We start from the raw sequence: 12,168 nt of genomic DNA on the forward strand, positions 1-12,168 counted from the left end.
CCTATGATCCTTCGAGATCATCGTGTGTGATGAAAGTTCTTCCCATCATGCCTTTTTTGTAGTCGCCCGATTCATCGGGCAAATCCATGCAAGGGGGGGCAGCCCCATAAATGGGGCGACTACAAAATGAGCCTCACTTTCATGGCAAAAATTAAATGAAAAATCTGGTTTTAAATCTCTGTTTTTAATTTTGAATTTAGATATGTCATTTTGATTTTTACATTTTAATTTTTGATATTTCGTCAAATTACTTCCTCCAACTTGATATCACCCGTGTAAAGCGCCTTACCCACAATCGCTCCCACGACGCCTTTAGGTTCCAAAGTCTTTAGCCGTTGAACATCTTCCTTCTTGGACACCCCGCCTGCAACAATCACAGGCATTTTGACTGAATCAAGCAACGACTCAATGGCCTTAAAATTGGGTCCCTTAAGCATTCCATCGGAAAGAATATCGGTATAAACAATGGCACTCACCCCCATCTTTTTTACCTGCTTCGCAAGAAAAATAGGATCCACCGAAGTCGACTCTGTCCAACCACTGACTGCAACAATCCCTCCCTTGGCATCAATAGAAACGATAACCCGTTTTTTAAATTCCCTTACAGCGTCTGCAAGAAACTCTTCAGATTCATAGGCCATCGTTCCTAATACAACTCGATCTGCCCCTAAGGAAAGCGCTTTCTCAACACTCTCAAAATCTCTTAAACCTCCTCCATACTCAAAAGGAACCAAAAGATCCATGGTCATGGCCTGAATGGCTTTGAAATTGATCAACTTTCCCTCTAGAGCACCATCCAGATCAACCACATGAATATATTTGGCCCCTTTGTTTTGCCAGCGCAAGGCGACCTGAGTCGGATCTTCAGCATAAATGGTCTCCTGGGCATAATCCCCCTGGGTCAATCGAACACATTTTCCACCTTTTACATCAATTGCAGGTATTACAAGCATATTAACGATCTCCTATCATTTTTCACTTTTCATTTTTCACTCTTCATTTTTAATTCTTATTAAAGTTCCGCAAAATTTTTCAACATTCTCAGTCCCACCTTTTGACTCTTTTCTGGATGAAACTGTGTTGCAAATAAATGATCTTTCCAAACCATAGAAGCAAATCGAACCTCATAATCTGTTTGGGCCACAATCACCGTTTTATCTTCTGGAACTCCATAATAAGAATGAATAAAGTATACATAACTCCCTTCAGAAACACCCTTCAAGAGAGGGCAGTTTTTCGTTTTCCCAGAAGAAAAAATAATCTGATTCCAACCCATATGGGGGACTTTTAGATTTACATGAAACTTTACAACTGGCCCTTTCAAAATGCCAAGTCCTGGATGAGCGCCCCCCTCCTCGCTTTTTTCAAAAAGGGCTTGCAATCCTAGACAAATTCCTAAAAAAGGTTTTTCTGAATTGATGGCTTGTAAAATAGCTTGATCCAGACCTTTTTTTTTTAAATTGGCTATACAATCTTCAAAAGCGCCTACCCCAGGAAACACAATTTTATCCGCTTGAACAACTCTTTTTGGATCTTGTGTCACCTCGCATTCCACCCCTAAAAATTGAAAGGCCTTTGCGACGCTTCCTAAATTTCCCATTTCGTAATCAATAATGGTAATCATTAGCGACTCTTAGTTTTCTGCTTTTCACTTTTAACTTTTAACTTATTCACAGCACCCCTTTGGTCGAGGGAATACTCTTTGCTTTTCCTTTTGTACAAGCCATTTTAAGGGCTCTCGCGAATGCCTTAAAAACAGCTTCATAAATATGATGAGGATTTTGACCAACCTCCGAAATAATATGAAGCGTCATAAATCCCGTTTGGGAAAGCGCCTTAAAAAATTCATGAACCAGCGTTAAATCAAAATCTCTAATCTTGGTCATATCTGTTTTGACACGATAAACAAGATACGGCCGTCCGCTCAAGTCAAGCACCACACGGGCCAAGGCCTCGTCCATGGGAACATAGGAAAATCCAAAGCGTTCAATCCCTTCTTTTTTTCCCAACGCCTTTTGAATCGCTTCCCCTAAAACAAGTCCCACATCCTCGACCGTGTGATGAAAGTCAACGTGAAGATCCCCTTTTGCTTTAAGCTTCATATCAAAATGGGCATGCTTTGTTAACGATTCCAGCATATGGTCAAAAAAACCCATACCCGTAGAGATTTCATATTTGCCATGCCCATCCAAATTTAATTGAATCTCAATATTTGTTTCACGGGTTTTGCGAATGATTTTTGCCTCTCTTTTCATTTTTCATCCCTTCCCTTCAAAATGCCTTCCAGAACCTTGACCAGTTTTACCATCTCCTGATGGACTCCAATGCTGATTCTTAAATATTCTCTTAATCGCGGACGGTTAAAATGCCGCACCAAAATCCTCTTTTCATAAAGACATTTATAAATTTCCAGAGCCGAAATTTGAGAATGTCGAACAAAAATAAAATTGGCCTGAGAGGGCAGCACTTTAAATTCTAACTTAATCAATTTCTGTGTCAGAAATTCCCTATCCCTTTTAATACGTCGAACCCCTTGTCTCATCCAATCCAAATCCTGAAGAGCTGCAACACCCGCTAATTGGCTCAATCGATTCATATTATAAGAATCCTTGACCTTCATCATCGCTTCAATGATCTCAGGGTTTGAAATTGCAAATCCAATCCGTAGTCCACATAAAGAAAAAGATTTTGAAAGGGTACGTGTGATAATCACATTCTTGAATTTTTTCACAAAATCCATGCAGTTTTCATCAGCAAAATCAGCATAGGCCTCATCAATCAGAACCATACCCTTTGCCTTTCTGCAAATGGCTTCCAATTTTTTCTTGTCAAAAGGACATCCTGTAGGTGAATTTGGATTGGTCATCAAAATCATTTTTGCGCCTTCTACTGGAAATTGATTTGGCAAATCAAAATTCTGATTCAGAGGGCATTTAATCACTTTTGCTTCTTGAAAATTTGCCAACACTTCATAGAGAATATAAGTTGGATCTGTAACGAGCATCTTATCGTTTTTCCCCACAGTCACCCGAACAGCCATATTCAGAATTTCATCGGCTCCATTTCCAGCAATCACCCATTCGCGAGGCACCTTAAAAAGAGAAGCAATCTTATCCCGCAAAGAATCCGCCAAAGGATTAGGATAAAGTCTTAAGCTAGCTCCTATTCCCCTTCTAATGGCCTCTAACACACGAGGCGAAGGAGGATAAGGATTCTCATTGGTGTTTAACTTAATAAATTTCTCCCCTTCTTTGGGCTGAAACCCAGGAACATAGGCTTCCATCTTTTCAATCGCAGAACGTATCAATTTCATAAAAATCTTACCTCTGCCGATTTTTGATGGGCATCAAGTCCCTCAAGGGTCGCAATGGATTGAATGACCTTGAGGTCCTTCGTTAAACTCTTCTGATCGTACTTTAAATAGCTCATCGATTTCAAAAAATCCCTTGAAGAAAGAGGAGAAAAGAATCTTGCTGTTCCCCCTGTGGGAAGCACATGACTCGGGCCCGCAACATAATCCCCAACCGGTTCAGGCGTCGAATCCCCTACAAAAATAGCCCCTGCGCTTCGCAGCTTCTGGATGAGCGATGAGGGCCTCCGACACAAAATTTCTAAATGTTCAGGTGCAATTTTATTGGCCACTTCAACTGCTTCCTCAAGATTTTTAACCTTCACTGCATACCCCCGCTCGCGAATTGAAACTTCAGCCGTTTCTTTTCTTGTAAGCCTTTGAATTTGTAAATGAATTTCTTGCTCAGTCGCCTCAATCAATTTCATGGATGGAGTCACCAAAAAAGTTTTGGCCATCACATCATGCTCTGCCTGAGCCAATAAATCAGCAGCAACATGTTTTGGATTGGCCGAATCATCCGCAAGAATCAAAACCTCACTGGGCCCCGCAACCATGTCAATTCCGACTAAACCATAAACTTGACGTTTGGCACTTGCGACATACTTATTTCCAGGACCCACAATTTTATCGACACGAGGCACTGTTTGCGTTCCAAACGCAAGCGCCCCAATCGCCTGAGCTCCCCCTAATTTATAGACATGACTCGCCCCCGTCAATCGGCAAGCCTCTAAAATATAGGGATTAATTTTTCCACTCTGATTAGGCGGTGTCGTCACAATGATCTCTTTTACTCCCGCGACCTTGGCCGGAATCACCGTCATCACCACTGTAGAAATAAGAGGAGCCGTTCCGCCTGGGATATAGACTCCGACCCGATCCAAAGGTCTTACCAAAGAACCCAAGTGAATTTTTCCACCTGCTTTACCCGATGAGTAAGATTTAATCCAATCGTGATAGAGAAGATCTTTCTGGTACCTTCTCACATTTTTAATCATCACAGCTAAAACACTTCTCACAGACTTTGAGACCTGAGTACCCGCTTGAATGAGTTCTTTTGATGAAACCTTAAACTCTTGAGCGTTTAACTCCACATGATCAAACTGTCGCTCAAAATCTATCAGAGCCTCGTCCCCTCTTAATCTAACTCCCTCAAGAATCTTGGAAACACTCTGTTCGACTTCTATCGATAACGTGTTCCTCAGTAAATTCTTAAGTTCATTTTTGCTAACACGCTTCATCCCACCACCTGCTTGTGGCTCAATCCCACCACTTGCTGTGCCACCAAAGTTTGATCCAATTTTTTCAAACTAGCCCAAAGCCCCAACAGCAAGTGGTGGGACAAAGAGCCAATGCCATACACCATGTTCATCGTCATACCTTTTCCTTACCCCCTTACCACAGCTAATCCGCGTTCCGCGGATCAGCAGGTGGTGGGATCATCTCTATCTCCTATAAAAAATCAAAGGGGTTCATTCTAACATAGAAAAGAACTGTGTAACCAAAATTTTAAGGACATCCACTTTCACATTTATGCTACGATTAAAGGGTGATTAATCCATCATCCATCTTAGACATACTTAAAGGAAATCCTGACTTTTCTCTTACCCTAAAAGAAATTAAATCCGCTCTCAAAGTACGTTCCAACGAAGTCCCTATTTTAAGACGTACTTTAAAACAGATGACTCACCGAGGTCAACTCAATCAACCTAAAAAAGGGTTTTTCTCTCTTCCAACAGAGGCTAATGCCCTTCAAGGTATTTTGAGAATGAACCCCAAGGGCTTTGGCTTTGTTGAACTCATTGAAAAAGAAAATGAAGAAGACCTTTTTATCCACCGTGAAAACCTTTCTTCAGCCATACATGGGGATCTCGTTTCAGTTCAAATCATCTCTGAAGAGCGACGTGAAGGACGGGTAAAAGAAATTATCCAAAGGGCTCATGAAGAAATGGTAGGAACGCTTGAAAAGGAGAAAAATTTCTTCTTTGTCGTCCCTGACAATCCAAAACTAATTTATGATGTGATCATTCCTCCCGAAGCCCTTCACCAAGCAAAAGCCGAAGACAAAGTCATCGTTCAAATCACACGCTGGCCTTCTCAAAACTTAGGGCCTCAAGGTAAAATTATCGAGGTTTTGGGTCGAGCCTCCGATCCCAAACTAGATTCTCTCTCGATTGCCAGAACACAGGGTTTCGCCCTCAAGTTTCCTCCAGAAGTTGAGAAAGAATCGGATGAATGGAGTGACTCTATTCCTAAGAATGAATATTCATCCCGTTGGGATCTCAGACATCTTCAAACCTTGACCATTGATCCCATCGATGCAAGAGATTTTGACGATGCCATTTCAATCGAAAAATTGCATTCCGGATGGCGTCTAGGGATTCATATTGCCGACGTTTCTTTTTATGCCCCGCCCAACTCGCTCATCGACAAAGAGGCTTTTGAACGGGGATGCACGGTCTATTTTAAGGACCGGGCCATTCGAATGCTTCCAGAAAAACTCTCACGCCACATTTGTAGCCTTGAAGAGGGAAAAGACCGGCTGACCAAAACCGTTTTTGTGGAATTAGACCCGCACGGCAAAATAACGGATTGGAAATTAGGGAAAAGCATCATCAACTCAAAAAAAAGATTTTCGTATGGCGAGGTGACAGAGGCCTTAAAAGAAAATCCGCCTCCTACATTTCCTAGCGAGTGGCTTCCTCTCTTAAAAGAATTAGAGAAGGCTACGAATATATTATTTCATCAACGCATGAATCAGGGAGCCCTCGAACTTGATATCCCAGAAATTGATATATTACAGGATCATGATGGCCATCCAACCGCCATTCATCTTATTTTGAAAGAACCTTCACATCGCCTGGTCGAAGAATGCATGCTTCTGGCCAATCATTTGATCGCCCGCTTCCTTATTGAAAAAAAACTTCCAGGCCTTTACAGAGTTCATCCTGCCCCTTCTCAAGCGGATCAGGAATCGTTTGTCAAATTGACTCATTCATTTGGCATGATCCGAAAATTTCAATTTGAGACAAAATCTCTTCAAAATCTGGTCAAAGAATTTCATGGAAAACCAGCTTCAACCCTCATTAATATTGCCCTTTTACGTTCCTTAAGGGTTGCCCATTACTCAGAAAAAAACCTAGGCCATTTTGCGCTTGCCTTGGAAGCCTATAGCCACTTCACCTCCCCCATTCGGCGTTATCCGGATCTTTGTGTCCATCAAGTTCTCGATGCTCATTTTTCACATCGAAATTTTCCCAAGGAAAAGGATTTTTCAAAAATGGCCTATCAATCCTCGCTGATGGAAAAAAAGGCGGATGAGGCCGAACGAGAATTTATTGAGATCAAGCGTTTGAGATTTTTAAACGATCGACTCGAAAAAGGTCATGCAAAGCCAAGCTCGGCTTTAATCAGCAACATTAAGGAATATGGCCTGGTCGTTGAAGACGAAGAAACATTGGCCCGAGGTTTTATTCACGTCTCATCCATGAAAGATGATTATTACATTTTTGACCCTGAACGCTTAGTTCTCCAAGGCCGTAGAAGCAATAAACGCTTTAAAATAGGCGATCGTGTCCGCGTCAAGGTCAGCCATGTTGATCTAAAAAAGAAACAAGTAGACTTTAAATTGGCGTGAAAAGATAATTATTTTTTCTTAAATTCTATCTTCCCATTCTTATCCAGCGAAACCTTTAGTTTTTCCCCTTCCTTTACCTCGCCTTTCAAAATCTTTAAGGCCAAAGGATCCATCACCACCTGCTGAATCAATCTCTTTAAGGGTCTTGCCCCATAAACCGGGTCATAACCCTTTTCAGCAAGAAAGGCAACGACCTTAGAGTCAAATTCTAATTCAATTTTCTGACTCTCTAGACGGACTTTAAGAAGACGTGTCTGAATTTCAGTAATCGCCGCCATGTGTTCTTGAGAAAGCAAATGAAAAACAATCGTCTCATCAATTCGATTTAGAAATTCAGGTCTGAATCTCTCTTTCAAGCTCTCCATCACAATTCTTTTAACTTCCTCATCAGAGGCACGATCTGATGCTTGAATGGTTTCACTTCCAATATTTGAAGTCATCACAAGAACTGAATTCCTAAAATCAACGGTCCGCCCCTGCCCATCAGTTAATCTTCCATCATCCATAATTTGTAAGAGAATATTAAAAACATCCGCGTGAGCCTTTTCAATCTCATCAAAAAGAATCACACAATAAGGCCGCCTTCTCACCTTCTCGGTAAGATAGCCTCCTTCTTCATACCCGACATAACCAGGGGGAGCCCCGATCAAACGAGAAACGGAATGTTTTTCCATAAATTCAGACATATCAATTCTCAAAAGGGCGCTCTCATCATCAAAGAGAAATTGGGCCAAGGCCTTTGCAAGCTCGGTCTTTCCAACGCCGGTAGGCCCAAGAAACATAAACGTCCCCATCGGTCGATGAGGATCTTGAATCCCCGCTCTTGCCCTTCGAATCGCATTAGAAATAGCCGCCAAGGCCTTATCTTGCCCCACCACCCGTTTTCTCAAACGATCTTCCATCGTGATCAATTTCTGTCGCTCAGTTTCCAGCATTCTATGGACAGGAATTCCTGTCCATTTGGAAATGACTTCAGCAATATCTTCAGGCTCTACTTCTTCTTTAAGCATTTTGAGCGATTTTTGGAGTTGAGCAAGTTCATCATTTGCTTTTTGAAGATCCTTTTGAAATTGAGCCAGTGTTCCATAACGCAATGTTGCAACCTTTTCCAAATTTCCTTCACGTTCAGCCCTTATTTCTTCTGCTTTGATTCCTTCCATATCCGACTTGATTTTTCGAATCTTCTGAATCAACACTTTCTCTTTTTCCCAATGACTTTTCATTGAAAATAATTTTTTTTCGAGATCCTTTAACTCGTCATTAAGCTTTTGAAGTCTTTCTATAGAATGTTCATCCTTCTCCCTCTGAAGAGCCTGTTTTTCAATCTCTAACTGTATCTTCTTTCGCTCAACCTCATCCAGTTCTGTCGGAAGACTATCAATTTCAATTCTCAACTTCGAAGCCGCTTCATCAATTAAATCAATGGCCTTATCGGGTAATTGACGCCCCGTAATATAGCGATGACTCAAAACAGCCGCAGCCACAAGCGCCGCATCTTGAATTCGAACTCCATGATGGACCTCATAACGTTCTTTCAACCCCCGCAAAATGCCCAGTGTATCTTCGACACTCGGCTCATTGATCAATACAGGTTGAAAACGCCTTTCAAGCGCCTTGTCTTTTTCAATATACTTGCGATATTCATCGAGGGTGGTCGCCCCAACACATTTGAGTTCTCCTCGAGCCAAGGCGGGCTTCAACATATTGGAGGCATCCACTGCCCCTTCCGCCGATCCTGCCCCAACCAAGGTATGAAGCTCATCAATGAATAAAATAATTTCTCCCGAAGCATCTTGAATTTCTTTGAGAAACGCCTTCAGACGATCTTCAAACTCTCCCCGATACTTGGCCCCTGCAATCATGGCCCCAAGATCCATGGCCAAAAGTCGTTTGTGTTTCAAAGACTCCGGAACATCGCCATTCACAATCCGAAGCGCCAGCCCTTCTGCAATCGCTGTTTTTCCCACCCCGGGATCTCCAATCAAAACGGGATTATTTTTGGTCCGACGGGAAAGGACTTGCACCACACGTCTAATCTCATCATCCCGCCCAATCACAGGATCCAACTTCGATCGACGCGCCAAATCCGTAAGATCTCTTGCATATTTGGAAAGGGATTGATATTTATCTTCTGGATTTTGATCCGTCACGGAATGACTCCCCCTGACCTTAATCAAGGCCTGATAAAGATTATTTTTTTCAATCCCCTGTTTTTTCAACCAACGACCGATTTTTGAATCTGATTGAGTGATGGCAATCAATAAATGCTCTGTACTGACAAAGGCATCCTTTAAGCTTTTGGCCTCTTTAAGAGCCGTTTCAAGAACTTTCTGAAAATCGTTGGAAGGATAAACTTGAGTTGAAGATCCGTAGGCCTTTGAAAATGAATTAAAAATTTCTTCTAAATGCTCTTTAACAACTGGGGTTCTCAGACCCACTGCTTCAAGTAAAGTTGGGACAATTCCTTCTTCTTGCTGAAGAAGAGCCCATAAAAGATGTTCCGGCTCACCTTGAGGATGTTGCCGGCTGACAGCCTCCTCTTGCGCTTGGGCCAAAGCACCTTGCGCCTTAAGTGTAAATTGATCCAGCTGCATATGCGAAACCTCGGTCCTCGGTGATCAGTGATCAGTCTTCGCTTTCTGTAATCATTTTTTTCGATCACCGATGACTGATCATCTATGACCTGCTTTTATCATTCCCAAAATCTCACCTGACTTCTCTTTTAAGAGCTCCGGCGTTTTAGCCTCCACATTGAGCCTTAAAAGAGGCTCCGTATTTGACTTTCGGAGATTAAACCACCAATCCTTAAATTCAATGGAAAGTCCATCCAGATGAAAAACACGTCCTCCACTAAACTTCTTTTCAATCTGACTCATTAAAGAATCAGGGTCCTTCACTTTTGAATTGAGTTCTCCCGTCGAGGCATATCGTTTGAGAGGCTTAATCCGGCTTGCAAAGGATTTCCCGTCTTTAGAAAGAACATTCAACATCATCACAAATGCAATCGCCGCACTGTCCGCAAAAAAGTTATCCCTGAAATAATAATGTCCTGAAAGCTCTCCCGCAAAAATTCCATTCGCCTCTCTCAAGGCTTGCTTAATGAAGGCATGCCCGACCCGGCACATCTGGGCTTTTCCCCCGTATTTTTCAATCTCCTCCTTCACAATCCAGCTAGAACGTAAATCGTAAAGAACCGTTTCCCCCGGATGACACTCAAGAAATTCTTTTGCAATCAGAGCGGTTGCAACATCCGCAGAAACAATTTTACCTTCATTGTCCACAAACATCACACGATCTGCATCTCCATCAAAAGCTGCCCCCAAATCCGCTTTATGTTCAAGGACCGCCTTTTGTAAATCCCGCATATTTTCAGGTTCTAGAGGATTTGCATCATGATGTGGAAATGTCCCATCCAGCTCAAAATAAAGGGGAATCACTTCACATGGGAAAAAATCTAAAAGCTTCGGGGCAATCAATCCACCCATTCCATTTCCTGCATCGACCACAATTTTTAATTTCTTAATCTTCTTCGCAAATTTAAGAACGTGCTGAACATAATCGTCAATCACATCCTTCGTATAAATCTTTCCCTTTTTAGGGGCTGGTTCTATTTTTTTGAGAAACTGCACTTTTTTCTCTATTTCAGCAATCCCAGTCTTATAACTCACAGGATAAGCCCCCCACCGGCAAAGCTTGACCCCGTTATACTCTTTTGAATTATGACTTGCCGTAATCATCACCCCCCCATCATACTGATAATGGGCTGTTGTAAAATTGATCATGGGTGTTGAAATAAGACCTACATCAATCACATCCACCCCTCCATCATTAAGACCTGAGGTTAGATGTTGAAAGAGAGAAAGAGATGAAGTACGCATATCCCTCCCCACGGCTACGGTTCCTTTTTCAAAAACTTTTGAGATTGCATATCCAATCTTATAAGCAATCTCCTCATTAATCTGAGTCGGATAAATGCCTCTGATATCATACGCCTTAAAAATACCTGCCATAACTTATTCCCCCCTAAGAATGTTCGGACAATATAGCAGGGTGAAGGGTCGAGGGTCAAGGGGTGAGCGAGATTTGTGTTCGTAGCAAGTCAAGATGTCCCCTTTTAGTAGCAAATGAATTGTCCCCTTGGAATGATTCACCCATGGGTGAATCATTCCAAGGGGACAATTCATTTGCTTATAACAAACCAGCCCATTTTGGTGGACATCATTTTTTAAACACGATATAGTGTAAGTGATGGCCGAGAAAAAGTTTTTGAATGATAAGCGTAGAGACAACGTATTCAAGTTGTGTCTTAATTTGTCGAGTATCCTTTTCGCGGCAATGCTGGCGTCAGAATTCTTTGTAAAGTTCAATCTGACGGTAAGGATAACATTATTTGCAGTTCTTGCTGGACTCATGATACTTGGAATTGTGATCACGCCTGCTGAGAAAGGAGATAAATGATATGGCGCTTGAAGCCTCTTTAGCAGTTTTGTTATTTTTTGTATTTGTCCTGATAATGCTGGGCGTTGACCACTACCGATCCAAGCATCACCGACACGGACATTAATATTTATAGTGAACGCCACTATCAATAGAACCAGCATAATCCCGACAGAGCCCGCCATCCCAACACCACCCGAAATAGCCGCATATCCCAATTCTGCCGCTGAGGCTATACCCTAATTAAAAACCATTTCAATCAGCTTCACCGCAAAGGGAAGGAGAATGAGGGATTTTAAAATGGGCTTGAGCGAAGCTCCACTGAAACGGAGCGAGATGTTATTTAATAATATGAAAATCCTTGACTGGATTTTGAAGGAATCCTAAGATGTCTCTTATTATGAAAGAAAATAAATCTACTAAGGGTCCCCAGACGGAAAACCATCTTGTCGTTATTCTTGAAGATATGAGAGCCAAATTCCAAGTCTTTGATGAAGGACTCATTTCGCTACGGAAAAAAACAGACCAGATGAACGCAAATCTCGAGTCGCTAAGAGATGAAGTCGGTGATGTTCGTCTGCGTATGGCTCGTGTTGAAGCAAAGCTTGCAAAACTCGAAGAAAGCACTGCCCGTATCGAATCTGATATTAGACTGATCAAAAATGATCTGAAAGCTAAAGTCAGTTTTGAAGAATTTAAAGTCCTTGAAAAGAGACTCGCCGCCGCTACATCGTAAGGTTGTAAT

General features: G+C 42.0%; 9 protein-coding genes. 2 read left to right on the forward strand and 7 right to left on the reverse strand.

The genetic code is table 11. The annotated features are described in order from the left end of the window. Positions 1-242: 242 nt before the first annotated feature. The 5 genes from hisA to hisD are packed head-to-tail and all read right to left on the reverse strand — an operon-like array spanning position 243 to position 4,590. The gene (gene hisA, locus HYS07_07000) at positions 243-953 is read right to left on the reverse strand and encodes a 1-(5-phosphoribosyl)-5-[(5-phosphoribosylamino)methylideneamino]imidazole-4-carboxamide isomerase (protein MBI1870921.1); all 711 of its coding nucleotides are present in this window, start codon (positions 951-953) and stop codon (positions 243-245) included. A 59-nt stretch (positions 954-1,012) separates the two neighbouring features. Next, on the reverse strand, positions 1,013-1,624 hold the full coding sequence (gene hisH, locus HYS07_07005; protein ID MBI1870922.1) for an imidazole glycerol phosphate synthase subunit HisH: 612 nt from the start codon (positions 1,622-1,624) through the stop codon (positions 1,013-1,015). Positions 1,625-1,670: 46 nt separating this feature from the next. After that, positions 1,671-2,255: an imidazoleglycerol-phosphate dehydratase HisB gene (gene hisB, locus HYS07_07010; protein MBI1870923.1), complete on the reverse strand. Its 585-nt coding sequence runs from the start codon at positions 2,253-2,255 to the stop codon at positions 1,671-1,673. Continuing rightward, on the reverse strand, positions 2,252-3,313 hold the full coding sequence (locus HYS07_07015) for a histidinol-phosphate transaminase (GenBank protein MBI1870924.1): 1,062 nt from the start codon (positions 3,311-3,313) through the stop codon (positions 2,252-2,254). Before HYS07_07015 ends, hisB begins: the two co-directional genes overlap by 4 nt. Further along, positions 3,310-4,590 carry a histidinol dehydrogenase gene (gene hisD / locus HYS07_07020; GenBank protein MBI1870925.1) on the reverse strand — a complete coding sequence of 427 codons (1,281 nt, stop codon included), beginning with the start codon at positions 4,588-4,590 and terminating at the stop codon, positions 3,310-3,312. Before hisD ends, HYS07_07015 begins: the two co-directional genes overlap by 4 nt. Positions 4,591-4,898: 308 nt before the next feature. Between hisD and rnr the strand changes: the two genes are divergently transcribed. Beyond that, positions 4,899-6,986: a ribonuclease R gene (gene rnr / locus HYS07_07025; GenBank protein ID MBI1870926.1), complete on the forward strand. Its 2,088-nt coding sequence runs from the start codon at positions 4,899-4,901 to the stop codon at positions 6,984-6,986. Between the two features lie 8 nt (positions 6,987-6,994). Here rnr and clpB read toward each other — a convergent pair whose 3' ends face one another. Next, positions 6,995-9,580 (reverse strand): ATP-dependent chaperone ClpB, encoded by a 2,586-nt coding sequence (gene clpB, locus HYS07_07030; GenBank protein ID MBI1870927.1) that lies wholly within the window; start codon positions 9,578-9,580, stop codon positions 6,995-6,997. Positions 9,581-9,658: 78 nt separating this feature from the next. Next, on the reverse strand, positions 9,659-10,996 hold the full coding sequence (locus HYS07_07035) for a phosphomannomutase/phosphoglucomutase (GenBank protein ID MBI1870928.1): 1,338 nt from the start codon (positions 10,994-10,996) through the stop codon (positions 9,659-9,661). An 827-nt stretch (positions 10,997-11,823) separates the two neighbouring features. Here HYS07_07035 and HYS07_07040 point away from each other — a divergent pair. Further along, a complete protein-coding gene (locus tag HYS07_07040) occupies positions 11,824-12,159 on the forward strand; it encodes a hypothetical protein (protein MBI1870929.1) in 336 nt (111 codons plus the stop codon). Positions 12,160-12,168: the final 9 nt, after the last annotated feature.

It is taken from the genome of Chlamydiota bacterium (assembly GCA_016178055.1).
Taxonomy (GTDB): Bacteria; Auribacterota; JACPWU01; order JACPWU01; family JACPWU01; genus JACOUC01.